This window comes from Lactiplantibacillus sp. C232 (assembly GCF_023806725.1).
In the GTDB taxonomy this organism is placed as follows: domain Bacteria; phylum Bacillota; class Bacilli; order Lactobacillales; family Lactobacillaceae; genus Lactiplantibacillus; species Lactiplantibacillus plantarum.
This window is the reverse complement of the sequence record NZ_JAMSKZ010000009.1, coordinates 29,528-55,209: the sequence shown is the minus strand read 5'-3', so window position 1 is coordinate 55,209 and position 25,682 is coordinate 29,528. Positions and strand designations below refer to the sequence as shown.

26 protein-coding genes are annotated in these 25,682 nt (G+C 45.5%); 19 read left to right on the top strand and 7 right to left on the bottom strand.

Features of this window, described 5'->3' with window-relative positions; genetic code table 11:
* The first annotated feature begins 9 nt into the window (after window positions 1-9).
* From MZO41_RS09850 to MZO41_RS09810, 9 genes are all read left to right on the top strand, one after another.
* On the top strand, window positions 10-1,050 hold the full coding sequence (locus tag MZO41_RS09850; protein ID WP_003642147.1) for a zinc-dependent alcohol dehydrogenase family protein: 1,041 nt from the start codon (window positions 10-12) through the stop codon (window positions 1,048-1,050).
* 9 nt (window positions 1,051-1,059) lie between these two features.
* Window positions 1,060-1,656, top strand: coding sequence for an NAD(P)H-binding protein (locus tag MZO41_RS09845; RefSeq protein WP_252129679.1), 597 nt, complete (start codon window positions 1,060-1,062; stop codon window positions 1,654-1,656).
* A 180-nt stretch (window positions 1,657-1,836) separates the two neighbouring features.
* A complete protein-coding gene (locus MZO41_RS09840; protein ID WP_003642145.1) occupies window positions 1,837-2,715 on the top strand; it encodes a LysR family transcriptional regulator in 879 nt (292 codons plus the stop codon).
* Window positions 2,716-2,774: 59 nt separating this feature from the next.
* Window positions 2,775-3,179 carry a nuclear transport factor 2 family protein gene (locus MZO41_RS09835; protein WP_003642144.1) on the top strand — a complete coding sequence of 135 codons (405 nt, stop codon included), beginning with the start codon at window positions 2,775-2,777 and terminating at the stop codon, window positions 3,177-3,179.
* A 537-nt stretch (window positions 3,180-3,716) separates the two neighbouring features.
* Window positions 3,717-4,355: a histidine phosphatase family protein gene (locus MZO41_RS09830; RefSeq protein ID WP_003642143.1), complete on the top strand. Its 639-nt coding sequence runs from the start codon at window positions 3,717-3,719 to the stop codon at window positions 4,353-4,355.
* A 94-nt stretch (window positions 4,356-4,449) separates the two neighbouring features.
* Window positions 4,450-4,755 (top strand): hypothetical protein, encoded by a 306-nt coding sequence (locus MZO41_RS09825; protein ID WP_003642142.1) that lies wholly within the window; start codon window positions 4,450-4,452, stop codon window positions 4,753-4,755.
* A gap of 34 nt (window positions 4,756-4,789) precedes the next feature.
* On the top strand, window positions 4,790-5,041 hold the full coding sequence (locus MZO41_RS09820; protein ID WP_003642141.1) for a hypothetical protein: 252 nt from the start codon (window positions 4,790-4,792) through the stop codon (window positions 5,039-5,041).
* Window positions 5,038-5,535 (top strand): GNAT family N-acetyltransferase, encoded by a 498-nt coding sequence (locus MZO41_RS09815; RefSeq protein WP_003642140.1) that lies wholly within the window; start codon window positions 5,038-5,040, stop codon window positions 5,533-5,535. The genes MZO41_RS09820 and MZO41_RS09815 overlap by 4 nt, the downstream gene beginning before the upstream one ends.
* A complete protein-coding gene (locus MZO41_RS09810; RefSeq protein WP_003642139.1) occupies window positions 5,507-5,974 on the top strand; it encodes a hypothetical protein in 468 nt (155 codons plus the stop codon). The genes MZO41_RS09815 and MZO41_RS09810 overlap by 29 nt, the downstream gene beginning before the upstream one ends.
* Window positions 5,975-6,291: 317 nt before the next feature.
* Here the strand turns inward: MZO41_RS09810 and lepB are convergent, their stop codons facing one another.
* On the bottom strand, window positions 6,292-6,909 hold the full coding sequence (gene lepB / locus MZO41_RS09805; protein ID WP_003642138.1) for a signal peptidase I: 618 nt from the start codon (window positions 6,907-6,909) through the stop codon (window positions 6,292-6,294).
* Between the two features lie 192 nt (window positions 6,910-7,101).
* On the opposite strand from lepB, the gene MZO41_RS09800 reads away from it, so the two are divergent.
* From MZO41_RS09800 to MZO41_RS09780, 5 genes are all read left to right on the top strand, one after another.
* Window positions 7,102-7,722, top strand: coding sequence for a sugar O-acetyltransferase (locus MZO41_RS09800; protein ID WP_003644763.1), 621 nt, complete (start codon window positions 7,102-7,104; stop codon window positions 7,720-7,722).
* 138 nt (window positions 7,723-7,860) lie between these two features.
* A complete protein-coding gene (locus MZO41_RS09795) occupies window positions 7,861-8,511 on the top strand; it encodes an endonuclease III domain-containing protein (RefSeq protein ID WP_003642136.1) in 651 nt (216 codons plus the stop codon).
* Window positions 8,512-9,013: 502 nt separating this feature from the next.
* A complete protein-coding gene (locus MZO41_RS09790; protein ID WP_003642134.1) occupies window positions 9,014-9,715 on the top strand; it encodes an ABC transporter ATP-binding protein in 702 nt (233 codons plus the stop codon).
* The gene (locus tag MZO41_RS09785) at window positions 9,709-12,300 is read left to right on the top strand and encodes an ABC transporter permease (RefSeq protein WP_003642133.1); all 2,592 of its coding nucleotides are present in this window, start codon (window positions 9,709-9,711) and stop codon (window positions 12,298-12,300) included. Before MZO41_RS09790 ends, MZO41_RS09785 begins: the two co-directional genes overlap by 7 nt.
* A gap of 80 nt (window positions 12,301-12,380) precedes the next feature.
* Window positions 12,381-13,643, top strand: coding sequence for an ArgE/DapE family deacylase (locus MZO41_RS09780; protein WP_003642132.1), 1,263 nt, complete (start codon window positions 12,381-12,383; stop codon window positions 13,641-13,643).
* 171 nt (window positions 13,644-13,814) lie between these two features.
* Here the strand turns inward: MZO41_RS09780 and MZO41_RS09775 are convergent, their stop codons facing one another.
* Window positions 13,815-14,249, bottom strand: a complete 435-nt coding sequence (locus MZO41_RS09775) for a MerR family transcriptional regulator (protein WP_003644761.1) — start codon at window positions 14,247-14,249, stop codon at window positions 13,815-13,817.
* Between the two features lie 172 nt (window positions 14,250-14,421).
* Here MZO41_RS09775 and MZO41_RS09770 point away from each other — a divergent pair, with 172 nt between their 5' ends.
* From MZO41_RS09770 to MZO41_RS09760, 3 genes are read left to right on the top strand one after another with little or no spacing between them, the layout of a single operon-like run.
* On the top strand, window positions 14,422-14,820 hold the full coding sequence (locus MZO41_RS09770; protein ID WP_003644760.1) for a cupin domain-containing protein: 399 nt from the start codon (window positions 14,422-14,424) through the stop codon (window positions 14,818-14,820).
* A gap of 33 nt (window positions 14,821-14,853) precedes the next feature.
* Entirely contained in the window at window positions 14,854-15,174 is a 321-nt protein-coding gene (locus MZO41_RS09765; RefSeq protein ID WP_003644759.1) for a carboxymuconolactone decarboxylase family protein, read from the top strand.
* Window positions 15,175-15,187: 13 nt separating this feature from the next.
* Window positions 15,188-15,931 (top strand): SDR family oxidoreductase, encoded by a 744-nt coding sequence (locus MZO41_RS09760; protein WP_003644758.1) that lies wholly within the window; start codon window positions 15,188-15,190, stop codon window positions 15,929-15,931.
* A gap of 157 nt (window positions 15,932-16,088) precedes the next feature.
* Here the strand turns inward: MZO41_RS09760 and MZO41_RS09755 are convergent, their stop codons facing one another.
* The 5 genes from MZO41_RS09755 to apf (MZO41_RS09735) form a co-directional block, all read right to left on the bottom strand.
* Complete coding sequence (locus MZO41_RS09755; RefSeq protein ID WP_003644757.1) at window positions 16,089-17,306, bottom strand: ABC transporter permease; 1,218 nt, start codon at window positions 17,304-17,306, stop codon at window positions 16,089-16,091.
* Window positions 17,299-18,198 carry an ABC transporter ATP-binding protein gene (locus MZO41_RS09750; RefSeq protein ID WP_003642126.1) on the bottom strand — a complete coding sequence of 300 codons (900 nt, stop codon included), beginning with the start codon at window positions 18,196-18,198 and terminating at the stop codon, window positions 17,299-17,301. The genes MZO41_RS09755 and MZO41_RS09750 overlap by 8 nt, the downstream gene beginning before the upstream one ends.
* 922 nt (window positions 18,199-19,120) lie before the next feature.
* Window positions 19,121-19,621 carry a methylated-DNA--[protein]-cysteine S-methyltransferase gene (locus MZO41_RS09745; RefSeq protein ID WP_003644756.1) on the bottom strand — a complete coding sequence of 167 codons (501 nt, stop codon included), beginning with the start codon at window positions 19,619-19,621 and terminating at the stop codon, window positions 19,121-19,123.
* A gap of 181 nt (window positions 19,622-19,802) precedes the next feature.
* Window positions 19,803-20,867 (bottom strand): aggregation-promoting factor, encoded by a 1,065-nt coding sequence (apf, locus tag MZO41_RS09740; RefSeq protein ID WP_003642123.1) that lies wholly within the window; start codon window positions 20,865-20,867, stop codon window positions 19,803-19,805.
* A 467-nt stretch (window positions 20,868-21,334) separates the two neighbouring features.
* Window positions 21,335-22,279 carry an aggregation-promoting factor gene (gene apf / locus MZO41_RS09735; protein WP_003642122.1) on the bottom strand — a complete coding sequence of 315 codons (945 nt, stop codon included), beginning with the start codon at window positions 22,277-22,279 and terminating at the stop codon, window positions 21,335-21,337.
* Window positions 22,280-22,587: 308 nt separating this feature from the next.
* Between apf (MZO41_RS09735) and MZO41_RS09730 the strand changes: the two genes are divergently transcribed.
* Both MZO41_RS09730 and asp1 read left to right on the top strand, forming a co-directional pair.
* Entirely contained in the window at window positions 22,588-24,132 is a 1,545-nt protein-coding gene (locus MZO41_RS09730) for a glycosyltransferase (RefSeq protein WP_003644818.1), read from the top strand.
* Window positions 24,129-25,637, top strand: a complete 1,509-nt coding sequence (gene asp1, locus MZO41_RS09725; protein ID WP_013355872.1) for an accessory Sec system glycosyltransferase Asp1 — start codon at window positions 24,129-24,131, stop codon at window positions 25,635-25,637. Before MZO41_RS09730 ends, asp1 begins: the two co-directional genes overlap by 4 nt.
* Window positions 25,638-25,682: the final 45 nt, after the last annotated feature.

Below are 25,682 nucleotides of genomic sequence, written 5' to 3'. Positions count from 1 at the left end.
GAGTTTATTATGAAAGCAGCAACTTTTATTGAACCAGGAAAAGTCGAAGTTAAAGAATACGACAAACCAACTATTCAAAAGCCAACCGATGCAATTATTCGGGTGCTCCGGGCCTGTGTATGTGGGTCGGATTTGTGGTGGTTCCGCGGGATTTCACAACGCCAAGCAGGTTCAACCGTTGGTCATGAAGCAATTGGAATTGTTGAATCTGTTGGTTCAGCCGTTAAAGATGTACAAGCAGGCGATTTCGTGATTGCACCGTTCACCCATGGTTGTGGGCACTGTGCCGCTTGTTTAGCCGGTTTTGATGGGGATTGCTTAAACCAAGAAGCCGGCGGTAACGGTGGCTATCAAGGTGAATACTTACGCTTTACCAATGCAAACTGGGCGTTAGTTAAGATTCCTGGACAACCCGAAGATTATTCTGACGACATGCTGAACAACTTTTTAGCCTTAGCTGACGTGATGGCAACGGGTTTCCACGCCGCAACTAGCGCAGAAGTCAAAAAAGATGATACCGTTGTTGTGATGGGTGATGGTGCCGTTGGTTTGAGCGGGGTGCTTTCCGCAAAATTGCTTGGCGCTAAGCGGATCATCGCAATGAGTCGCCATGAAGATCGGCAAAAGTTAGCAAAAGCATTTGGCGCCACGGACATTATCGCTGAACGTGGTGATGAAGCAGTTGCCAAAGTGATGGCTTTGACCGAAACTGGGGCTGACGCGGTACTTGAATGTGTAGGTACTGAACAATCCGTTGACACAGCAGTTAAAGTCGGCCGTCCTGGTGCGGTTGTTGGTCGCGTTGGGGTCCCACAAAAGGCTGAAATGAATACTAATAATCTTTTTTGGAAGAACATTGGCTTACGTGGTGGGATTGCTGCTGTAACGACGGATGACAAGCAAGTTTTGTTAGATGCTGTTTTGACGGGGAAAATTCAGCCCGGCCAAGTCTTTACGAAACGGTTTATGTTAGATGATATTCAAGCTGCGTACGAAGCAATGGACCAACGGAATGCGATTAAGTCATTGGTCATTGTCAGTGATAAATAGGAGGGAAACATGAAGAAAGTTTTAATTGTTGGTGCAACGGGGACTATTGGCAGTGCAGTTCGACAAACGCTTTTGAATGAAACCGATAATCAGTTAACGTTGTTTGCTAGAAGTGCCAATCGATTAAAGACTAGTGAGCGTGAAAGTGTTATCGCTGGCGATGTTACTAAAGATAGTGACTTAGACAAGGCGATTGCAGGACAAGACGTTGTTTTTGTTGCCTTGAGTGGTTCTTTAGGTCGCTTTGCCCAAAAAATTGTTGCGGCAATGGACCGGAATAAGGTTTCACGATTGCTGTTTATTACTTCAATGGGTATTTATGATGAAATTCCCGCTTCGGTTGGTGCTAGTGGAAATTTAAGTAGTAATCCAGTGCTACGCACTTATCGGGAAGCCGCCGATGTTGTTGAAGCTTCTGATTTGAACTACACCCTGATTCGTCCGGGCTGGTTTACTGGTGGTCCTGTTGATTATGAAATCACGAAAAAAGGCGAACCATTTGGTGGGCATGATGTCTCAATCAATTCAATTGCGGATTTTGTCAAGAATGCGATTGTCGATAATGATTATTATGCACATGATAGTGTTGGACTAAATGCAAAATAATATTCAAAAGGTCATTAGCTAGATAGCTAGTGACTTTTTTCGTTTATAAGCATGGCAGGGAATCGGTTCAGGTTCTGCTGCAAAACATTTCTCAAATTGTTGATTAAGGTTATACTAATTAAAATAATATGACAAATTTGAACATTCAAAGATAATTTTGTAAAGGTTGAGGTGCCGGTAATGTTTCAACAGATGCAGTATTTTATCGCAATCGTTAATAATCATAGTTTTACTCAAGCGGCCGTGGACTGCCACATTTCGCAGTCAGCGATTTCTCAGCAAATGAAGGAGTTGGAAAGTCAACTTGGTGTGAAGTTATTGAATCGGAAAGGACGCAGCTTTGAAGTTACTGAAGCGGGTCAGTACTTTTATATTCATAGTCAGGATATTTTGGCGGATGTGGACCAACTTATAAAGAAAACCATCAAAATTGAAAAGAATGATGAGGTCGAGTTGCGGGTTGGCTATTTAAGAAGTTTTGGGACTGCTGAGTTTTTACAAACTGTTTCGAAGTTTACTCAGGAGTTTCCTAAAGTGAAAATCAAAATTAGTAGTGGCACGCACGAAGAACTCTATGAATTATTACAGACAGGAAAAATTGATTTGAATTTTTCTGATCAACGGCGGGCCTTATCCAATGAATATCAAAATGAATTTTTGACTGCTAGTGAGTTTATGGTTGCCGTTAACAATTCGTTGCCAGTTGAGACACAAAAAATCGATGTTGCCGACTTAGTGGATATTCCTTGTATTTTGATTATTGATGGCAATCAGCAAGTCTCAGAAGAGGAGTATTATCGCAATGTTTTAGGTGTCAAAAGTGAGTTTGTGATTGCTAAAAGCTATGACGAGGCACAAATGTTGATCGCGTCTAATCAGGGGTATTTGATCATCAATCAGCGGATGAGAACACAATTAGATAAAGATATTGTTAAAATGATTTCCTTGGTTAAAGGAAACCGAAAATTGGTTCAGAACTATTACGCTTATTGGCAAGCTAATAATTCAGGTTATTATATCGAAACTTTTGCTGAATTATTGAAACAAACCTTTGCATAATTTTTACTTATGAATGACCCTTGATTTCTGAATGGTTTTGGCATAGAAAAGTTGGTATCATGCTTGATGTAAGTAAAGAAAGCGTGGTAAGAATGACGGATAAAGAAATGATTATTAAATTGTATCGTGATGAAAATATTGCTATGGTTCAGAAAAACCTCAGTCGGTTAAATGAAATTTTGGCACCAACTATGAAGTTAACCCACATGACGGGGTATGTGCAGTCTAAATTGGAGTGGATTGACCAAATTCAAAATGAAGAAATGCAATATTTTGCTTCAAAAGAAGATACCATCAAAGCTATTCAGATTGAAGGTAACCGGGCAAGCTTAATTGGTCAGAACCAAGTTCAAGCAAGAATTTGGGGTGGTGGTACGCATACTTGGCGGTTGCAGATGCAGATGTTTTATGAGAAGAAGAATGGTGATTGGGTCATTAGTGCGCAGAAAGCCAGTACCTACTAAAGCGACTAGTGATTAGTGGTCAGTAAAACGGTCGCATTAGGAAAATAGTATTTGTTGGCTTGGCTAGACTGTCAACTAAAGGCAACACGCCCGTGCTTTGTGACAATTTCTGAATAGAATATATTAAGCGAACTATAATACCTTTAATTTCTGATGACTGTGGCATATAACAATGTTCGATATTATACATTTAATGCTACTAATGAAGAGAAATACACAATGATGGTGTTAAGCTTACCATCAAAAGACGTGTCGTGACTTGATGAGTATTTGGCATGGCGATTTTTCGCTAATTCTCGGTTAGCCAAAATGAACGAGCTGTTGCCGCACAATAATTAAAGTCAGGATAAGGATGCACATCTGATTCTTATCCTGATTTTTTGTTTGCCAGCTGTATGTTTTAAAATGAGAGTTGTTTCATGCTTGATGACAATTCTACTCAAATTCATATTAAACAAGTCCTAGAGTCCGTTTGTCCGGCCAAGTTTTTATGCTAAAATAGTTGAATAATCTAAAAAAACTAACGGAGAATTAACCATGAAATCAATCACCTTACACTTAGTCGTTGCTGGAGCAACGTACTTTAATCAACTTGACCGGTTCCAGGGTTGGAGCGGCACGCCGTTGACGGCGACTGGCGAACAGGCGACGGCCAAGGTTGCGCAGCAGTTGGCGTCGACAACGTTTGATACCGCCTTCGCTAGTGATACGAGTCGGGCGATTCAGACTGCGCGCATTATCTTAGACTCACGAGCACAACCCGTTAAGTTGCGAACGGTAGTCGCGTTACGTGCGCCATTCTATGGCGGCTTTGAAGGCACTGAACGCGCGGCGGTTTGGTCAGGATTTGCGACTAAGCTAGGTTATCAGAGTGTGGCCGCTTTTGCCGCAGATCAGACCCCCAGTGAGCTACAGACATTGTTGCACGATCACGATGCGGATGGATTGGCGGAAAGTGGGCAGGAGTTCTGGGATCGCTATCAAAAGGGGTTACAACAGGTTATGGCGGCAACGCCTGATCATGGTCAGGTCTTGTTGATTGTGGACGGCGCAACGTTGCGAATGATGCATTACGTCGCAACTGGTCGTGCGGCAACGAGACAAGAATTGGCACCAAGTGTGGTGACAACGATGGTTTACACTGGGGATAAGTTGACTGTACCGGTCACGGAATAAGTTATCCACTGTGGACAACTAGTGGCTTGCGGTTTATACAAAAGTGCGCTACTGTGAAAATTGAGTTTAAAAATTTTAACGAGGAGCTTTTAAAATGCAAGTTAATGTTATTACGAGTACGGTGGCCGGCCAAGAGACGGTCGCAACTGCGGATGTGCAAGCTTTCATGGCCGCCATGGAAAAACAATTGGGTGCAGATTTCAACTTCACGTTAGATACAGATTATGGTCAGAGTTTGACGGACCACAGCGCGGACGTTTACCTAGTTTATTTTGGCTCCCAAGCGAACTTATCCCCAGAACAACGGTCCCAAATGATCATCTTCTATTCTGATGAAGATGTGGCTAACTTAACAATCGGACGTTTTGTGGATATGCTACAACAGTTAAACAAGCAGTAGGCACTGCGTTAATCACAAGTTAGGAAGTGGCATTATGCAATTACTAATTTTAGGTGTTATTGCAATTGTTATCTTTATCTTAGAAGAGTACCTGTTTACGGCCAGTCGCTACTTTTGGGTCGGCGGTATCGTTCCGGTTTTATGGACGGCTTTTTTGGCGTACCTTGTCGTGGTCAATGCCATGAACTTAACGGTGCGCGAGTATGCTTTAGCAATTATTGCGGTCATCATTCCTTATGTTTGTTGGGGTAACGGCTATCAACGGCATCAGAGGCGACAGTCATGAAAATCCAACCGATAGCGGCAGCTCAAATTCCACGGGATTTACTGTTATTAGCTGATCCATCTTGGGCACAGGTCACAGCGTACTTATCGACAGGCCAATGTTATGGTTATCAACAAGATGGACAAGTGGTGGGTGTTGTCGTGTTGACAACGTTCAAAACAGGGGTGTGGGAAGTTAAAAATATTGCGGTGGCGCCCGCCTATCAACATCGCGGCATTGCTAAGGCCTTACTAGCAACGGCAATTGCAGTCTGCCAAGCAGCGCCAACCTGTGATGAACTGCAAATTGGCACTGGTAATTCATCGTTGCGGCAACTAGCGATTTATCAACACGCTGGTTTTGAGATGATTGAAGTGTGGGTCAACTTTTTTGTGGATAACTATCCAGACCCGATCTATGAAGCTGGCTTGCAGTGTAAAAGTATGGTGCGATTGAGTATGTCAACAACCGGGGAGGTGGCACAACGTGTGGAAAACGAGTCATTTAATAATTAGTTGGTTTTACGGTGCAATCGCCGTCTTCATTATCATGTTTTTTACGGCCCGTCAGGAAGTCAATCGGATCGTGTTAGAATTTAATCCGTTCGTCATTTACAGTATTATTTGTGCGCTCGTGCTGTTTCCGATTGTGAAGTATCGTTGGCCGCGGGTGTTTCAAGTCTGGCGTAAACAACCCAAGGAAACACTGTCAACGCGACCAGACGATGAGCAAATCATTCAGGACTCTGGCCGACCATGGTCAGTAGCAGCCAAGCGGACAAAGCCCAAACCTGTTCCAACCGCATTAACGCCGCAAGTCGAGGCTAAGAGTGACTTCATGGATGGCTTTATCAACTTCTTTAAGAATATTTTGATGGCAGTGATTTTGGTTCCTTTAAGCCCAATTATTTGTGGGTATTTTGGGGTCCAGGATTGGCGTCAGCGCCAAAAATAGTCGGAGCTGATAATCTGTTCAGAAAACTGATCAAATCAATTGAAGACTTATGCAGATACTGTGGATAACGGCATTAAGTTATTAACTGTGGATAAAAGTCTGGTTAACAAATAAACGAATCAACAAGTTGTTCATAACTTTGTTGATTCGTTTATTTGTTAGTTTTGAAAATGATTGATGTATTGTTGCCGGTTCTGTCTAATGACGCCAATGACTTTGTATCGGCCATAAATGAGGACAATGCAAATACAGACGAGTCATCTGTATAACAAAAAAGCAAGTCGCAGTTAACGACTTGCTGATAAGGTGTTCAAATCTTAAGGTTGGTAGTTATTAATATATTGTTTGCGGTTCTGCCATGGCCATGCTTTGACGACCCCAATCATCTTGCTCTTAGGAACGAGCCCCCAGTAACGGCCATCGTTAGAGACGCTCCGGTGATCACCAAGGACAAAGTAGTAACCCTTCGGCACCGTATTGTTGGTCACGGACTTGGCCCAGCCTTGATCATGGCTCAAACTATTGAGTGTCCAACCAGTGAACTTACTGTGACTATTAGCCATGAAGGACCCAGTCGTTTGTTGATACTTATTTTTGAGGTAGGTTTGCTTGACTAATTTGTTGTTCACGTAAAGTTTACCGGAACTTGTGTAGCGGACCGTATCCCCAGGCATCCCAATGACCCGCTTAACATAAACGGCGTTTTTGTCGGTCTGGTTCGGATCGAGTCCGTAGGCGTTGAAGACGACGACGGAACCTGCTTTGATTTTGCTAGTCTTAAAAGCTACGACGCGTTCGTTATTTTGTAAATTCGGTTGCATCGAAGTCCCATCGACTTTGACCATAGTAAACCAGAACTGACGAATCAGTAGGGCGATGATCAAGCCAATCGCAATCGGAACCACCCAGCTCATAATGCTTTTAAATGTTTTCAATGGTTAAAACTCCCTTAATTGTGTGTATACCTCTCATTATAAACGATAATGATTTTTTCGCAGTATAAAAAAGCTTAAAAGTTCAACGATACTCAAAATGGGGGCGGTTGCTTTCGAGAATGCGTGTTCATGGTGATAATTGCGTGCTATGCTGGTGAAAGTGAAATGCGATTGATGGGAGGAACTGGGAGTATGAAAACACAGAAAGAACGAATGCTGGCGGGTGAGTTGTACGTTGCTGATGATCCAGAATTAGGACGTGAAAATCATCGTGCCAAACGGTTAGTACGGGAATTTAATCAAACAACCGAAGCCCAACCAGAAGAACGGCAACGATTGTTAACGGCAATGTTCAACAAAATTGGTGACGGGGGCTATATCGAACCGCCATTTCATACCGACTATGGAAGTAACACGACAATTGGCAAGCACTTTTACGCCAATTACGATGCGATTTTTATTGATGTGGGTCGGATTACGATTGGGGACAACGTCTTTATGGGGCCGCGGGTCGGCTTATATACGGCGGGTCACCCCATTGACGCCGCCATTCGTGCTGAACAACTCGAATATGGTTGGCCAATTACGATTGGACACGATGTTTGGTTTGGGGGCAACGTGGTCGTTAATCCGGGTGTCACGATTGGGAGTAACGTCGTGATTGGGTCTGGTTCCGTGGTTACTCATGATATCCCGGATAACGTGGTTGCGGTCGGCAATCCTTGCCATGTCTTACGAGAAATCACCACCGCCGACCATGAATATTGGGCTCGGCAACGGGCCGCCTATTTTGCTGATCGTGATGATGATTGATAGAAATTAATGGTACTGTGTTCATGTCATTAGAGTTTGGATTAGAAATAAGGCCGCGATATTTTTAATAATAGACATTACACCCCCTCAGCCTTAAAATTAACTTAGAAACAGGATAAGAAAGAGGCGGTAAGCGCAATGCTAAAAGATGATCAGATCGTGTGGGCAATTCACCAAATGGAAGCAGACATCGGACCAGTGGGGCCTTCCCTGGACTCGCGGACGCCGTTTCAGTATTTGATTTCAGTAATTCTGAGCGCTCAGGCGACCGACGTCTCGGTTAACAAGGTGACGCCGGTGCTGTTTGAGAAGTATCCAGAACCAAAGGACTTGATGGCTGCCGATGTTGCGGATGTGGAAGCAATTATCAAGAGCGTCGGATTATTTCATAATAAGGCCCGCAACATCATTAAAACGGCGCGCATTGTCCATGAAGAATTAGCCGATGTCGTGCCTACCGATCGTAAAGGCATCATGGCGTTACCAGGTGCGGGCCGCAAAACTGCCAACGTGGTATTGAGTGACGTTTTTGAACAACCGACGTTTGCTGTCGATACACACGTCTCGGCAATCTCGAAACGCTTGCACTTTGTCGCTCAGACCGCGACGCCGTTACAAGTTGAACAAAAAATCGTGAGTGTGTTGGCACCGGCAGAATTACATCAAGCCCATCACACGATGATTGAATATGGGCGGAAGTATTCGATGAAGTTGACGCCAGACAAAGAAGTTTGTCAATTGATCATTGACTGTGACAAGTTGAATGAGGAAAATGAAGCGTTGATCTAGTAGTGTGGGGCGACAGCGAGCATATTTTAGCCATTGGTAGAACTGCCTGTAAGTCTTGCTAGACGTGTAATCAAAGCCAGGTTACGCTAAACAACCTCTTTTCCGACAGGCCGAAGTTGGCTGCCCTTGATCTTAACTGGCAGTCCTATTTTTAACATAATACGTACTGACGTGAGCATTAAGACGAGTGGTGGTCTTGATGTTCGCGTTTTTTAGTTTGTTCACGGTCGTGTTTTTCGATGCGTCTGAAAAATAGGCTATTCAGAAAGTAAGTAAAACCGAACATAAAAACAATTAGCATTAAAACAGTCGCAATGGCTTGGGCAATCATAGTTGGACCTCCTCGGATAACGGGTGATAACACTGGAATTATCAGTGTCAGTGACTGTTGTCATTGTACGGGCAATGCGAGGCAAAATGCAAGCGGTGGGTTAAATGCTAACCGTGAATCTTGAAAATACGGTATGATAATAGTAACCGATTACATATAGGAGGCTAAATTATGGCATACATCGAAGTGCAGCAGGCAACGCGCCAGTTTAAAAATGGTGAGCAGGTCACCGTTGCTAATCGTGATATTTCATTTGAAGTTGACCAGGGTGCGGTCGTTGTGATTTTAGGCCCGAGTGGTGCGGGAAAGTCCACGTTACTCAATATTTTAGGTGGCATGGACAGTCCTACGAGCGGCCGTGTACTGGTGGATGGTGTGGACATTGCGCAATTCAACTCACGGCAATTAACAACCTATCGCCGGCAAGCGGTCGGGTTCGTTTTTCAATTCTACAACCTGGTTCCGAACTTGACGGCGCGTGAAAACGTCGAGTTGGCGTCGCAAATTACCAAGGACGCACGTGACGTTGATGAGACGTTGACCTTGGTAGGACTGACGCACCGGTCAGATAACTTTCCAGCCCAGTTGTCCGGTGGTGAACAACAGCGGGTCGCAATTGCGCGGGCAGTTGCGAAGAATCCCAAATTATTACTCTGTGATGAACCCACTGGCGCGCTCGACTATCAGACGGGGAAGCAAGTCTTACAGGTGATTCAAGATGCAGCTAAGCAGACGCAGACAACGGTCATCATTGTGACGCATAATAGTGCGATTGCGCAGCTGGGTGACCAAGTCATTCGTATCAATGATGCTCAAGTGCAGTCGGTTGAGCATAATGCTCATCCAACGCCTTTGGCTGAGATTGAATGGTAGGTGCAGCGATGACAGCAGCTTATTTTAAAACAATTATGCGTGAGATTTGGTCGTCGAAAGCCCGTTTTGCTTCAATATTACTGATCATTTTCTTAGGGGTTGCTTTTTATACGGGAATTCGGGCGACTGGTCCGGATATGTCACAGGCAGCTAATGATTATTATGCGAAGCAAAAGCTGGCGACCAATAGTGTCCAGTCGACAATGGGGCTGACTAAGGCCGATACACGAGTACTGAATCAACACCGCTCACAGCTCACTTACCAAGCGACACGCTATGCTGATGTTAATCAGTTGAACAATAGTCAAGTCGTGCGGGTGATGGCGTTACCGACAACCCAACGACTGAATCGGTTACGGATCGTTAAGGGACGGTTACCGCGGCATGCCAATGAGATCGTGTTAGACGCGCAAGCACAGCGATTGCAGCCGAAGCTAAAAGTCGGTTCAACGTATCGAATTAGCAGTACGGCTAAGCGCAATGCACAGTTCACGCGGCGAACATTCAAGGTCGTGGGGTTTGTCAATTCACCAACGTATGTTGAAAATACGAATCGTGGCGTCACCAACGTTGGTAAAGGGACTTTGGACTACTTGGTCTATGTCCGTCCGCAGGTGATTAAGTCCAGTGTGATAACGCGCATTGACGTGCAATTCAAAAATTTGCGGGGCGTCACCCCCTACACGGCGAAGTATCGGCGCTTGAATCGCGAGAACACCGCGCAACTCAAACGCTGGTTAAAACCACAAGCGCGTAAGCGGCAGCAGGCATTACAAGCCCAGGCCCAGGCTAAGCTGAAACCATTGCAACAGGCGACCCAGCAACTTGCTAGTCAAGTACCAGCGGGAACGGCACAACTAGTCAAGTTACAAAGCCAATTAAAACGCGCGCAGGCCCAGGTCGCGGCCATCACAATGCCGACTTATTTGTACACTGACCGTACGGATAATCCGGGTTACACAGAATATCACGAAAATACGCAACGAGTCGTGGCACTGTCGACTGTCTTTCCGCTGTTCTTTATTGCGATTGCCGCGTTAATTTGTCTAACGACGATGACGCGGATGGTTGAAGAATTGCGGCTACAGATGGGGACGTTAAAGGCCCTCGGGTATACGAATACCGCGGTCGGTAGCGAGTTTATGATTTATGGTGGTTTAGCCGCGCTGATTGGGACCGCGCTAGGTGTCCTGTTCGGCGTCAATTTTTTCCCGCGGTTTATCGCGCAGGCCTATGGTAGTATGTATAATTTGCCCGCAATCAACGTTCAATACATTTGGATGGACATTGGTATCGCCTTAGCCATTGCGTTGTTGTGCACGTTGGGGACGGCACTGGTCGTGCTCCGCGTGGATTTAAACAGTTTACCCGCGCAACTCTTACAGCCACGATCACCTAAGGCCGGTAAGACTTTGCTATTAGAACGCTGGCAATGGCTATGGCATCGGCTGAGTTTTAATCATAAAATCACACTTCGTAATCTATTTCGGTATAAGCAACGGTTGCTGATGACCGTGCTCGGTATTGCGGGCTGCATGGCAATGATGATTACGGGGTTTGGCTTAAAGGATTCCATTGGTGATATTAGCGTCAAGCAATTTAACGAATTGTGGCACTACGATGCTGTGGTGACGCGTAGTGGGAACGAAACGGACCAACAACGGCAAGCACTCAGTCGTGGTCAACTTTACCAGGCTAGTTTGAAATTACAGGCCAAGCAGGTGACGGTCAAACAGTCCGGGGTAGCAGAACAGACGGCTACGCTCGGTATACCGGCACCCCACCAATCGCTAAGCAAGTTCGTGGTATTACGGCACCGACAAAGTCATCAGGCCATTCATATTGGTGATCGCGGTGCGGTCATCGATGAAAAATTAGCTAAGTTATATGGCGTTCAGGCGGGCGATGATTTAACGATCAAGTTGGCCGGGCAAACCACCAAGCGGATTCACATCAGTGCGGTGGCTGAAAATTACGTCAATCACTTTATCTATATGAGTCCGACTTATTATCGACGTGTCTTCAAGCAGGCACCAGTATATAACACGAACTATGTCCGGTTTAAGCAGGCAACGAAAAAGCAAGAAAATGCTTATGCGGACCGGCTATTGAAACAGGCGGGGGTTCAGAACGTGACACTGATGAGTACAGAGAAAGCCACTAATTTTAAAATGCTAGATAGCATGAACTTAGTCGTATTGATCTTTGTCATCTCGGCGGGGGCACTAGCGCTAGTAGTGCTCTATAACTTAACGAATATTAATGTTTCTGAACGGATCCGGGAATTGTCGACAATCAAAGTGTTGGGCTTTTACGATGGTGAAGTGACGATGTATATTTTCCGTGAAAATCTGATATTGACGGTTTTAGGCATTATTGCCGGTTGTTTCTTGGGCAACTGGTTGCACGCATATATCTTGCAAACGGCTGAAACGAACGCGTTAATGTTTTCACCAACGATTCATCCGTTGAGTTACGTTTACGCGGCATTATTGACCCTGGCCTTTAGTTTATTAGTCATGGGAATGATGCATCGTAAGTTAAAGCGAGTCAATATGCTGGATGCACTGAAATCTGTCGATTAAACGTGTCTGACAACGGCCAACGGTAGCCGAAGTGGTATAATTAAATTGATTGGAACAGTTTAATTAAGGATGACTAGGGGATGAATGGCATGGCAGAAACGGCACAGTTAGAAGCTGCTGTACAGGCATTAAGCGATATTGTAAAAATGAATACGGTAAATAACCATGAGCAATTGGTGGCGGATTATTTGGTCACACTTTTAAAGCAACATGGTATTGAAGCACAATCAATCGAGTACGCTCCCGGGCGGGTGAACTTGGTGGCCGAAATTGGTGATGGTCACGGCCCAGTCGTCGCGTTGGATGGTCATGAAGATACGGTGGCGTTGGGTGATGCAGATAAATGGCACACGGACCCGTTGGCAGCAACTATCAAAGATAATCGGTTGTATGGTCGCGGTGTGACGGACATGAAGGCTGGACTAATGGCTGAAGTCTTCGCGATGATTGCATTGCACGATCAGGACGCCCCACTCCATGGCACGGTGAGGTTACTCGCAACTGTGGGAGAAGAAGTCGACCATTTAGGCGCTGAACAATTGACGGAACTCGGTTACGCCGATGATATTCAAACGTTGATCTGTGCGGAACCAAGCGGTGCGGACAAACAACTTTTACTGACCAAGTCGATTCAAGCCATGTTAGGTGTTGACGGCGATACGGCGCAACGGATGGCGGATGCGAATCCGACGACCGAACAACACTTCATCGAATTAGCGCATAAGGGTTCACTGACTTATACGATTAAAGCGCAAGGGGTGGCGGCCCACAGTTCGATGCCAGCGATTGGTCAAAACGCCATCGATATGTTGATGACTTACTATCAGAAACAAACTGCCTATTTTGACAGTTTCAAGACTATTGTTAATCCCGTATTGGGCCCAACCGTGCCTGTCGTGACGTTAATTAGTGGTGGCGAACAGGTCAACACCGTCCCAGCCAGTGCCGAAATGTCAGTAAAAATTCGGACGATTCCAGAATTACGGAATGACCGCTTGATTAAGGATTTGGAAGCCATCATTGCTGAATGCAATGCAGATGGTGCCAATCTAACGATGGACATCGCAAGTTCGTTCTACCCAGTGCATACGCCGGAAGATAGCCAGTTGGTCCAGTTGGCGAAGAAGGTTGGGGAACAAGTTTTACAGCAACGGCTCCCGTACTTTGGTGCTCCTGGTGGGACGGACGCATCGTCTTATATTGTAAAGAGTCCTGATATGCAAGTGATTGTCTTCGGACCCGGCAATATTACAGCGCACCAAGTTAATGAATATGTTGATTTGGATATGTATGGGCGCTTCATCGAGATTTATCAAAAAATGATTACGGAATTGCTGGCTTAACGGAAACGTCAATAAGTGTGAATTTAATTGTGCCGGAAAAGGTTTCAAAAAAAGTAATAGTCGTTTCAAGAATTGATTCTTGAAATGACTATTACTTTTTTTGAGCAAGGCGACTGAATCTCGGTGTATCTAACTTAATAATGATTGTGGTGACGGTTGTGCGTTATTCAGTTATTCGTGATGCCCAAACCGTTGCAAGTAACTCGAAAAATCTTCGTGATCCTGGGTAATACCAGCTTCCTTTTCTTCATACCAATTAATTTTGTCGTTGAGAATCTGTAGATGATGCTGAACTTCGTTGAACTGGACGAGAAAGTCTTCTTTAACGTGTTTGAGTAGTGCTAATCGCTGGGGAATCGTGTCGTCGCCGGCTGCGCGCCAGGTAACGTATTGTTGCAATTCGCTAATACTCATACCCGTTCCTTTAAGATGCAATAAGAATTTGACCCAGTTAATATCGGCAGTCTCATAATAGCGCCGGCCATTGTCTAAGCGATGTGGTTCAATCAAGCCCGCTTTTTCGTAGTAGCGTAGTGTGGGGGCGCTGAGACCAACGGCTTTAGCGAAGTCACCGATTGAATAACGTTCTGTAGTAGTCCTTACCAATTTTAAAATTCTCCTTATTCTAACTTTTATTTGAAGTAACTTTAGCAATAACAATACCACGAAATCCTATTTTAGCAAGTTCAAACTTTATTGTTGACTTAAAGTGCACTTTAAGTTGTAAGCTGTATTCATCAATCAGTTAGCAATCAAATAATTAAGGAGTGTTTTTAATATGACAACAACTAATAATAGCGGCCTATTTGGATTAGGTGTAAAGAATGAGGCCTACCAACAATACTTTATCGGTCAAAGTTACCTGAATGCCTTAGCCGGTGATGAGCAGGTCGACGTGAATGTTTCCAACGTGACGTTTGAACCTGGCTGTCGGAATAATTGGCATATCCATCATAACGGATACCAAATCTTATTGGTAACGAGTGGTGAAGGTTGGTATCAAGAGGCTGGTAAACCAGCCCAGTTATTGCATCCCGGCGACGTGGTCACAATTCATCCTGGTGTGAAGCATTGGCATGGTGCAACAAAGGATAGTTGGTTTGCCCACATCGCGATTACTAAGGGAACTAGCGAATGGCTCGAACCAGTTGATGATGAAGCCTACGCAAAATTATAAAAGTTAAAGTAGTTATCGAAGGAGGAAACTAATATGACAGTTAAACAAACCGCAGGACGCGACAACTTAGGCAAATTAGCACCACAGTTTGCCGCATTAAATGATGATGTGTTATTTGGTGAAGTCTGGGCACGCGAAAGCACACTAAGTTTACATGATCGGAGCATGATTACCATTGCGTGCTTAATGACCAGTGGTGATTTTCCACAATTAAAGGCGCATTTTAAGATGGGCAAAGATCATGGTATCTCAAAGGATGAAGCCGTTGAAATTGTTACCCACTTGGCTTTCTATGCGGGATGGCCTAAGGCGTGGTCAGCAATGGCACTGATCAAAGAAGTTTACGGTGAGTAGGAGGAACAGTTAGATGACAGTTAAAAACAAAGTCGTTGTGATTACGGGGGCCTCGTCCGGAATTGGGGCGACGACCGCTAAGCAATTAGCCAGTAATGGTGCTAAAGTCGTATTGGGCGCACGGCGTGAAGAACGCCTGGCTGCTTTAGTTGATGAAATCAAGGCAGCTGGTGGACAAGCGGCCTATCAGGTGACGGATGTAACGAAGTCGGCCGATGTACAAGCACTGGTTAAGCTAGCGCAAACGCAATTCGGTGGGCTTGACGTGATTTTCAATAATGCTGGGATTATGCCGACATCGCCAATCAGTGCCTTGCACACGGATGAATGGGACCAGATGGTTGATATTAACATCAAAGGCGTCTTGAACGGGGTGGCAGCGGTTATGCCAATCTTTACCGCTCAAAAATCTGGTCAGATTATTACGACATCTTCAGTGGCTGGGATTAAGTCCTTTGCTGGCTCCGGCGTGTACGGTGCTACGAAGTTTGCGGTTCGTAATTTGATGGAAGTCATTCGGATGGAAAGTGCCCAAGAAGGTACCAATATTCGAACGGTCAGCTTATATCCAGCGGCCATCAATACGGAATTACTGCACACGATTACGGATAAGACGGCCAAACAGAATATGACTGATTTTTATCAACAAGTGGGAATCAGTCCAGCAGCTGTTGCGAACGTGGTTAACTTTGCCATTGACCAACCAGAAGATGTTAACGTTAATGAATTTACGATTTATCCGACGAAGCAGGCTTAACTTGATTTAGCTGTTGTTAACGGTTGTTTGAGCTAGTTGCCGATAAGTCGAAAATGTGAATTCAAAAAATACAAGCACCCGGTCTAGCGCATAATGGCGTTGCTAGACCGGGTGCTTGCTGTTGTTATATTGTATTAATAATATTCAATTAGTGGGCCTACTTCAACCGTAAGCCACGCTTTAAGTTGCCCCAGAAACCGAGTTCATCCGTTTGTAACATTAGCCCACCATAGATTCGGCCGATGTAGATCATACTTCCAATGATTGTTGCAATGAGAATCAGGAGTGACACGATTGCAGCGGGCATCGTTGCCATGCCGTTAATGAGGCGTAATGGCATGAAGTATGATGAGAAGAACGGAATATATGAGAAAATCTTAACGAAGAGATTGGTGGGTGTGTTCTGAAAGGCTAGGGCCATGAAAAACGCTAGCATACTCAGATAGATGACCGGTTGTGCTGCCTTGCTAGCATCCGCGACCCGGGTCACCAAAGCACCACAGAAGGCCGACGCTACGGTGTAGAGTAGTACGGCCAGTAATGCAAACAACAAGTTGATTGAGACCAAGTTGTGAATTACTTGATTGATCAGATCGGTATTCTGTTGCCAAAAATCAATTGTGAGTGAGCTACGTTTAACGAATTGCATGACGGCAAAGCCACCCACTAAGTAGACGAGCAGCTGAGTCACAATGACTAGTAAGACACCGTAAATTTTACCATTGAAGTATTTCCGCGGTGTCGTACTCGAGAAGATGACTTCCATAATCTTGGTGCCTTTGTCTGCGGCAATTTCTTGGGCTGTGATTGCTGAATAAGTGGTCAAAATCAAGTAGACAAAGAAGACGACAATATAGAAGGAGACCGTTTTAGCCGTTTTATCTGAAGCAGCGTGTTTCTGTAATTGTTCAGTAAATTTTGGCTGTACAGTCAACGCCTGGGTCTGCTTGGCACTTAGTTGTGCGCGCTGTACGTTACGTTGGCTTTGGGCAGTGGCTAAGAACTGCTGAATCTTAGCCTTGTCACCGCTGCTGACAGCATTAGGACCAGTGAACTGCGCTTGCAACTGTTGATTCTTGGTTGTTAAAACGAGGTAGCCGGCGATGTCATTGCGCTTCGTCGCCGCCTTAGCGCTGGCGAGTGTTTGGTATTTATTAGCGGTAGCCACATGACTCTGCTTAATGAAACTTGTGCGTAATTGTGGGCTAGTGCTAACGACCGCGATGTCATTCTTACTAGCGCTGGGTGCAGCAAAATAAGAAAAGGCGGCCACGAACCCGAAGAACAAGAAGGGCATAAAGACGAGTGACAAAAAGCTCCAGGACTTGATCTGCCGCAAGTAGGTTTCAAAAGTGACAATCCAAGTCTTATTCATGGTTAACACCTCCCGCTTCAGTTCGGAAAATCTCATCCAGCGTTGGTGGCTGCTGACTGAACTCTTCAATGTAATGACCAGCAGTGACTTGATCAAAAATCGCTGGGCCAACTGAAGCATCTGCAAGTTCGAGTCGGAATCGACGGGCACCTTGTTGAGTAACGGTGGTGACTCCTGGTAGATCGGCCAGTTGCGCTTGTGACCAGTCAGTCGTCAAGAAGAGACGGGTCCGGCCAAACTGGGCGCGAACATCTTCAACGGTACCCTTAAGGACTGCTTCACCATTACGTAGCATAACGAGTGAGTCACAGATCGCTTCGACATTACTCATATCATGACTGGAAAAAATAATCGCGGCGCCCCGTTGCTTAGCATCTAAAATAGCTTGCTTGAGCAGGTCGGCGTTGACCGGGTCCAAACCACTGAACGGTTCGTCTAAGATAATCAGTTTGGGATCATGAATTAAAGTACAAATCAGCTGGACCTTTTGTTGGTTCCCTTTAGATAACTTATCAATCTTATCGGTCGGCTGCCCCTTGACCGCAAAGCGCTTCATCCATGCGGCAATTTTGCCCTTGGTCACCCGTGCCGGCTGATTTTTCAAACGGGCCAAGTACACGATTTGTTGTGTGATGGTTAATTTGGACATTAGGCTACGTTCTTCGGGTAAATAGCCGATTTGATCGTAGTCATCAGCGGTCAACGGTTGCCCATTCCAAGTAATTTGACCGTCGAATGATAGAAAATTTAAGATGCTGTGAAACGTGGTTGATTTCCCCGCGCCATTTTGACCAATCAATCCCATGATTTCTCCGTCATGGACATCAAATGATACGTCATTTAATGCTTGAACAGTCCCGAAACGCTTCTGAATATGTGCGATGGATAGCATTAGTTTGTCCCCCAAATTCTTGAAATAAAGTCATTACGTGTTGTGCGAGCTAATTAGTCATGAAATAGGATCAAAACGTGCCAAGTTTAGATTGTTATTCGTCAGCCGGTGTGCGTTCTATGCCGACCTCCGGGGCTGGGTGACAGTTGCTGGAACGTAGCCGACGTCGATTTGAGCTAACGCCCAACCCGCGTCATCTCAAATACGAGTCTTATTCTAAGCCGGAAGCAACCCACTTCCAGCTAAGAATAATTTGGCTACTGAGCATTGTCACCCAGCCCCTCCAGTCGGGAACCCGCTCGAATGGCTGATGAACGGCTACTTAACTTGGTGAAATTTGTCGTTGGCTATTTTGATACGGGAACTTTAAATAAAACATCAGGGTGCATAACCTACTTTGTCGCAACATTCAATTTTGACTACAGCGGCTTAAGATGTTGAGCTATTCCAATATCATTTTCAGTCTGATAGTTGCTGAGAGAAATTACTATTTATGAAAAACAATGACGAATTCACCAAAAGTTGGGTCCGCACATGTCCGCCATTCGAACACTGTCCCGACTGGAAGGCGTTTCGGCCAATGCTCAGCGGTGAAATTCCACTTAGCAAGCGTCTTTGGCTTGGTTAGTGGAAGACCAGTATTTAAGACGTGGGCTTCGGCTTAAATCTGTGTCCACCGCGTTCCAGCAATTGGCCGAAATGCCTGGAAGTCGGCATAGGACGCGCCAACTAAGTAATTTTACGCTAACTCGAACTTTTTCCAGCGGGCCTAAGCTGGCTGCTTTTGAACTTACACAACTTGGCACGTTTTAATCCTAATTAGGCCTAATAACTATTGGCACAATTAGCAATCATTGTTTGATTTTATGATGACATAGTTGATTCGGTGTGACAAGGGCGTGCGCTTGGTTCTAAGTGAAGCTTATTTGGGCAAGCGGGCGTTTTCAAGAGCTAATAGGGCGCGTTTCATTGGCAAACCACCACGATAGCCGCCAAGTTGACCGTCTTTGCGGCGGATACGATGGCAGGGGATCACAATAAGGAGTGGATTTTGACCAACGGCGCTGGCGACAGCTCGGACTGCGGTAGGGTGATTGATCATTGTGGCGAGTTGTGAATAAGTTGCAGTTTGACCGTATGGAATACGGGTTAAAGCTTGCCAAACTTGGTGTTGTAAAGGGGTGCCCGTCGTTTGGTCGAGGGGTATGTCAAAATGCTGGCGTTGACCAGTTAGGTAATCATGTAATTCTTGACAGGCCTGTTGATTAGCTTGTTGATCATAATGAATATTAGCGGATTTGAAGAAGGCTTGCCATTCGTCGCGTGGACCGTTGGCACGGCCGACAAAGGCTAAGCCGGTGGGCGTTGTGCCCAGCCAGTAAGTTTGCTGGTTAATGGTTGTTTGGGTCAATGTTAAGTGCATGTGTGAGCCCTCCGTCTCAATTAGGATAGCGTTAGTATAACAGAATTGGTGGTGTGACGACCTGATTAAATCAGAACATCACTGCTATATCTTAATGAAAAAAGCCAGTGCGAACGATGAGTCGTCCGCGCTGGCTTTGATGTCAATGATAAAGCTTGAATTTGATAATTGCAGATGCTGATTAGTACCAGCCGTTTGCTTGCCAGAACGCTTTAGCAGCAGTCCATGAGCCGTAACGGCCAGCGACGTATGCGTCGGCAGTCGCTTCTTGGTTGGCGGCAGAATAATCGCCATTTAAGAGGGATTGACCAAGTTGATATTTACCATAGTAAATACCGTTGGTTACGGTGTAGGAGCCACCAGATTCGCGAGCAGCAATCCAGGCCTTGGCAGCAGCCTCAGATGTACTAGTCGAGCTGGTTGTCGTGCTTGTTGTTGAACTGGCCGTGCTTGAGCTAGCTTGACTGGCAGTTGTGCTGCTAGTACTTGCACTACTAGTTGCGGCTGAACTAGCGGTGGTCGTCGTGCTTTGACTGGTTACCGTTGTACTTTGACTAGCCGCACTTTTTACTGAACTAGCACTGGCTTGACTAGTACTGCTTTGGCTAGCGGCCGACGTTGCACTCTGGCTCGTCGTGCTAGTGACTGAACTAGCACTGGCTTGACTAGTACTACTTTGGCTAGTGGCCGACGTTGCACTCTGGCTCGTCGTACTAGTGACTGAACTAGCACTAGCTTGACTAGTACTGCTTTGGCTAACGGCCGACGTCGCGCTTTGGCTCGTTGCACTGGTAACTGAGCTGGCGCTGTTTTGACTCGTGCTGCTCTGGCTAACGGCTGATGTGCTGCTTTGACTGGCTGCACTGGTAACTGAGCTGGCACTGGCTTGACTCGCTGTGCTTTGACTAACCGTTGACGTGGCGGTAACGGTGCTAGTAGGATTTTGAACGGCGGCACTAGTTATTGTAGTCGTCGTGCTTGGCGTGGCTACTGAGGTGGTGGCCCGTGTCATTTTAACTGTCTGGTGTTTGTTAACTTGTAGTTTGTCCCCGACGTAGATTAAGTTGACGTTCTTCAAATGGTTCAACTTTTGAACGGCGGCAACGGTTGTTTTGTGAGTGTCTGCGATTTCACTGACAGTGTCACCAGCCTTGACCGTCACCGTATCGGCCTTAGCAGCAGTTGCACCAAGGGCAATGGCACCAGTTGTTGCTAATGAGGATAATAATAGGTGTTTAATTTTCATATAATTGATTCACTCCCAAACTAGATTAGACTTCCCTTAAAGTTTACCATCATGTAAGCGGTTCGTTAAGCGCAATTTGCTTACTGACGGACTTTTTAGAAAATAAAACATGCCCGATTAAGACATAGTGTAACAGATTAACGCTTACATTACCGCTAATTTGCAATGCAATCTTAGTGACGAGTGTGTCAATGTAGTGACCTGCGTAACGTGATTACGTTGACGGTGGGGGGCATGGTAGAATTGGACTTTTGAAAAGCCCTCCCAAATTGACTGCGGCTTGCACGTGTTCGACTTTACCAGCAGACCATTTGCATAGTGGTTGATGAAGGACTGCAATAAGGGCCGATCATGGGGGGATTGCCAGTTTGCAGTCAGGCAAGTCCGATGCACCTATATGGCAACAGAAAAACGCGGCCCCCATATAGGACCGCGCTGATTGTATGTTCAGTTGTGCATGAATGTGTTTAGTAATAACCGTTGGCTTCCCAGAAGGCCTTGGCCGCTACCCATGAACCGTAGCGTGAAGCCACGTATTCGTCAGCGACGGTTTCCTGATTAGAAGCTGAGTAGTCACCGTTTAGAAGTGACTTGCTGAGTTGATACTTACCATAATAGTTCCCGTTAGATGCGGTATAGGAGCCACCGGATTCCTTGTTGGCAATCCAGGCTTTTGCGGCAGCTTCAGCACTACTTGATGTGCTAGTTGTTGATGAACTGCTGCTAGTACTCGTTGTGGTGCTGCTTGAAGTGGTAGCACTACTGCTGGCTGCCGTACTTGTGCTGGCGGCACTGGAAGCAGTGGTGTTGCTCAACTTCGTCATAGATGCGGAAGTGGCGGTTGAACTTGACGCCGTGCTAGCTTGGCTCGTTGCAGAGCTTGAAGTGGCACTGCTAGTTGACGAACTGGCGGCACTACTTGAGGCCGCGCTGGCGGTTGACGTGCTGGTCACGCTACTTGAAGCAGCACTTGTGCTTGATGAGCTGGCAGCACTACTTGAGGCGACACTTGTCGTTGACGAACTGGTAGCCGTGCTAGCTGCTGACGTACTTGTACTGCTGCTAACGGATGCGCTGCTGGCACTTTGGGTGCTAGTACTGTTGGCCGTTGAACTGGCAGTACTGGTCGAACTAGCCGTACTTGAAGCAGCACTAGTTGGTACTTGGGTAGTAACCGTGGTTGCGTGGTGTTTGCCGTTGACTTCCAGTTTGTCACCGATATAGATCAAGTTAACGTTCTTTAAATGGTTGGCTTTTTGAATCGCTTTGATGGTCGTCTTATGCGTTAAAGCAATTTCACTGACAGTATCGCCAGCTTTAACGACAACGGTATCGGCATTAGCAACGGTAGTACCTAAAGCTAACAGACCGGTAGCTGCCAATGAAGTTAATAGGGCATTTTTAATTTTCATAAGTTAATCAGTCACTCCTATAAAAGTTGTGTTGTTATTTCGATTGAATGGTGATTAGTATACCGACCGCAGATTGCAAAGCAATAAATAACAGATTACGGTTTGAGCCAATTTTGTAATAAAGTAACATGGTGTAACAAGTTAACACTTTCATCATGTTTTCGCCACATTATCATCACACTCGCGGTAAAATTCAGAAGGTAACTTAAAAAATGGCTTAAAGCTGTGAGCGATATTCTTATTAATTCAGTAAAATTTGTTATAATCGAGACCGTTAAGCAGAACGTCGTGTAAGGGAGCGAGTAATAATGTATTATTTTGTGAATACCAGCATTAACCCGAAAAAATCGGGAATTGAACATGCTGAGATGAAACGGCTGGCACTTTTTAACCAGCATCACGTTCCTGCTAAGATGGTCACGCGATTTTTTTCATTATCGTTACACCAGACACTGACAGCAGCGGGGATTGCGGCTGAAAATCAAATTAATCTGTTTGATTTCATTCAGCATTCCAGTGAACGGCCAACGACTAAGATGACGATTGAAGATCTGCATCTAGCACCGGACTTGCGTGTGCAACCCGTTGGGCGTCATTATGAAGTTTATCAAAATGACCAATTATTAATGAAGGTCAATACATTTCTGAACACTCAAAAACAACTGAACAATGTCCAATATTATGATCAAAATGGTAAGTTAGTGAAGACCGATTGGTACGATACCCGGGGATTTAAAGGGCTTGAACAGTTCTATGCCGCTGATGGACAAGTAGCAAGTGAACAAGTCTTTAATCCGGACGGGGAGGTCGTCTATCAGACATTTCATATGGCAGATCGACAAAATCAGGTCCAAAATTCACTTTATCGATTCATTAATTATGAGGGGCAAGACTGGTCATTTGCTGGTGAAACGGCAATGACAACCTTTTTCCTCGATGAACTTAATCGGAGGACGCCGCATGCGGTCTTTGTCATTGATCGGACGTATGAGTTGGCTTACGCCGCACTTCACATGCGAACTAAAGCGTTTAAAGTCATGCACTTACACAGTAATCACGTTAATGATCCAGCACATCCGAAGACGGCTAGTCTCAACTTTAATTATGCTTACGCGCTCAATAACCTAGACCAATGGAATGGCGTTATTGCGTCGACTAAGCAACAAACTGCTGACTTTCAAGCCCGCTTTGGCAATCAACCCGCCGTTTATACGATTCCAGTTGGGATTGTCGATGACGCGACTTTGAATGCGCCTAAGCCATCTTTTGATCAGCGCACCGCAGGCAAGATTATTTTTGTGGCGCGTTTAGCCGAAGAAAAGCAACAAGATCAGGTGATCCGGGCATTCAAAAAGGTATTGGCCCAAGTGCCGAATGCGACCCTTGATTTCTGGGGCTATGCAAATGGAGATACCGGCAAACAACTGCATCAACTTGTGGAACAGCTGGGACTGAAAGCGGCAGTTACGTTTAATGATTATACGACCGATTTAACAGCTGTCTATAATGATGCGCAGTTGGCGATGTTAACGTCGCGGGCAGAAGGTTTTGCACTTGCCTTGCTTGAAGGTCAGGCCCACGGGGTGCCCCAGATTGCCTATGATGTCAAATATGGGCCACGTGATATTATTCGGGACGGTCACGATGGTCAATTGGTGCCGGTCAATGATGAAAATGCGTTGGCTACGGCGATGATCGACTTGTTAACGCAGCCGAAAAAGTTAGCCATGTATAGTCAACAGGCTTATCAAGATGCCCAACGCTTTAGCACAACGGCTGTTTGGCAACAGTGGCAACCACTCATGAAAGCCGCAGCCGATTTTTATCAAGTTGAGGGGGCAACACAGCGATGAATTTTTTTGTGAACCAATATTTAATGGCGTTAAATTCTGGTGTGGAACATGCCGAATTTAAACGGCTCCAGTTGTTTAAAGATCATCAGGCACCGGCTAAACTAGTAACGCGTCAATTCGATGGTTTGTTACATCAGAATATGCGGCGCTTCAATATTGCCGATGATCAGATGGCCAACTTGTTTGACTTTTTTCGTGAAACGACCAGCTTTTCCAGTCGGGTCATCAAGATGGCTGATTTGAACTGGCCAACTGCCTATGACATTAAGCCGGACCCCAATGTCAGTGAGGTACGAGCTGGTGATCGGCTGGTTGCTAAGGTCCACTTTGTTCCCAGCACGGTGGGGCACGTGTACTTCATTGAAATTTTTGATCACTTCAATAATCTTGTTCAGCGTACTGATTATGATGAACGGGGCTTTAAGGCCCGTGATGAATTCTTCTCGTCAGCCGGGGAACCAATCACGGATATTTTCTATCGACCAGATGGTAGTCGGATGGCCGAACAGTATTATGCGCATGATAATAATGGGACTAATTATGTTTCGTTGTGCCATCTTATCAATTATCATGGCCGTGACTACTACTTTAATGGTGAACAAGAATGGTACCGGTTCTTCTTAGATGAACTGAACAAGCAATATGATGAAAACAACGTCTTTATTGCGGATCGGCCGTTAGCTGCTCAGTGGCCGGTGGTGAACATGCAGACGGCGGCTAAAAAATATTTGTGGTTACCCACGCCACATGCAGTCGATCCGCGTGATCAAGTCTATTCTAATTTGAATAACGCGTATGTTTATGGCCTGCACGAGTTTCTGAGTGCTTGGGACGGTGTGATTACGAGTACCGAACAACAGAAGCAAGATTTGACGCAGTGGCTCGGTGGTCAACCGAGTGTCCCAATCCTGACGATTTCAGCGGCCGTTGTTTCCAAACAGCAAGCTCAACACGCACCAATTTCGATCAGTGAACGTCATGCGCATGAAATTATTTATACCGGCCGTTTGGATGCGGAACGGCGCGTCGATCAGCTGGTGACAGCTTTTGACCAAGTGCACCATAAGATTACGGATGCGACCTTAGTGATTTACGGGTATGGTGGTGAACTTGACCGTCTAAAACAGCAAGTGTCCCAGTTGCACCTAGAGACCGCCGTGACTTTTGCTGGGTATCAACCGAACTTAACAATGGCTTATGATCAAGCCGGTGCTTACGTTTATACTGGTGAAAGTGATGCGCAGCCATTATCGTTAATTGAAGCCCTTAGTCATGGTGTGCCAGCAATTGCTTATGATATTAACTATGGTCCTAAGGATGTTTTGAAGGATGGCAAGAATGGTTATCTGGTCACGGATGGTGCCGTCAACCAACTAGTCAGAGCGCTGACCCGAACACTTGAAAGTCCGCAACGTCAGCAACGACTTAGCAAGGGTGCCTATCGGAGTAGTGAACAATATAGTGATGAACAAGTTTGGCAACAGTGGCAGCCGGTTGTTCAGTGAATATCAAAAATGGTCTGACTTTAGTGGTCAGACCATTTTTTAAAC

Excerpts from the sequence above, each read along its gene's own strand:
- MZO41_RS09780 (WP_003642132.1), top strand. The coding sequence starts at position 12,381 with ATGAATGGCATGGCAGAAACGGCACAGTTAGAAGCTGCTGTACAGGCA.
- apf (WP_003642123.1), bottom strand. The coding sequence starts at position 20,867 with ATGAAAATTAAACACCTATTATTATCCTCATTAGCAACAACTGGTGCC.
- MZO41_RS09820 (WP_003642141.1), top strand. The coding sequence starts at position 4,790 with ATGCAATTACTAATTTTAGGTGTTATTGCAATTGTTATCTTTATCTTA.
- apf (WP_003642122.1), bottom strand. The coding sequence starts at position 22,279 with ATGAAAATTAAAAATGCCCTATTAACTTCATTGGCAGCTACCGGTCTG.
- MZO41_RS09730 (WP_003644818.1), top strand. The coding sequence starts at position 22,588 with ATGTATTATTTTGTGAATACCAGCATTAACCCGAAAAAATCGGGAATT.
- MZO41_RS09815 (WP_003642140.1), top strand. The coding sequence starts at position 5,038 with ATGAAAATCCAACCGATAGCGGCAGCTCAAATTCCACGGGATTTACTG.
- MZO41_RS09840 (WP_003642145.1), top strand. The coding sequence starts at position 1,837 with ATGTTTCAACAGATGCAGTATTTTATCGCAATCGTTAATAATCATAGT.
- MZO41_RS09755 (WP_003644757.1), bottom strand. The coding sequence starts at position 17,306 with ATGAATAAGACTTGGATTGTCACTTTTGAAACCTACTTGCGGCAGATC.
- asp1 (WP_013355872.1), top strand. The coding sequence starts at position 24,129 with ATGAATTTTTTTGTGAACCAATATTTAATGGCGTTAAATTCTGGTGTG.
- MZO41_RS09830 (WP_003642143.1), top strand. The coding sequence starts at position 3,717 with ATGAAATCAATCACCTTACACTTAGTCGTTGCTGGAGCAACGTACTTT.
- MZO41_RS09770 (WP_003644760.1), top strand. The coding sequence starts at position 14,422 with ATGACAACAACTAATAATAGCGGCCTATTTGGATTAGGTGTAAAGAAT.
- MZO41_RS09795 (WP_003642136.1), top strand. The coding sequence starts at position 7,861 with ATGCTAAAAGATGATCAGATCGTGTGGGCAATTCACCAAATGGAAGCA.
- MZO41_RS09785 (WP_003642133.1), top strand. The coding sequence starts at position 9,709 with ATGGTAGGTGCAGCGATGACAGCAGCTTATTTTAAAACAATTATGCGT.
- MZO41_RS09825 (WP_003642142.1), top strand. The coding sequence starts at position 4,450 with ATGCAAGTTAATGTTATTACGAGTACGGTGGCCGGCCAAGAGACGGTC.
- MZO41_RS09765 (WP_003644759.1), top strand. The coding sequence starts at position 14,854 with ATGACAGTTAAACAAACCGCAGGACGCGACAACTTAGGCAAATTAGCA.
- MZO41_RS09835 (WP_003642144.1), top strand. The coding sequence starts at position 2,775 with ATGCTTGATGTAAGTAAAGAAAGCGTGGTAAGAATGACGGATAAAGAA.
- MZO41_RS09800 (WP_003644763.1), top strand. The coding sequence starts at position 7,102 with ATGAAAACACAGAAAGAACGAATGCTGGCGGGTGAGTTGTACGTTGCT.
- MZO41_RS09745 (WP_003644756.1), bottom strand. The coding sequence starts at position 19,621 with ATGCACTTAACATTGACCCAAACAACCATTAACCAGCAAACTTACTGG.
- MZO41_RS09850 (WP_003642147.1), top strand. The coding sequence starts at position 10 with ATGAAAGCAGCAACTTTTATTGAACCAGGAAAAGTCGAAGTTAAAGAA.
- MZO41_RS09750 (WP_003642126.1), bottom strand. The coding sequence starts at position 18,198 with ATGCTATCCATCGCACATATTCAGAAGCGTTTCGGGACTGTTCAAGCA.
- MZO41_RS09760 (WP_003644758.1), top strand. The coding sequence starts at position 15,188 with ATGACAGTTAAAAACAAAGTCGTTGTGATTACGGGGGCCTCGTCCGGA.
- MZO41_RS09845 (WP_252129679.1), top strand. The coding sequence starts at position 1,060 with ATGAAGAAAGTTTTAATTGTTGGTGCAACGGGGACTATTGGCAGTGCA.
- MZO41_RS09790 (WP_003642134.1), top strand. The coding sequence starts at position 9,014 with ATGGCATACATCGAAGTGCAGCAGGCAACGCGCCAGTTTAAAAATGGT.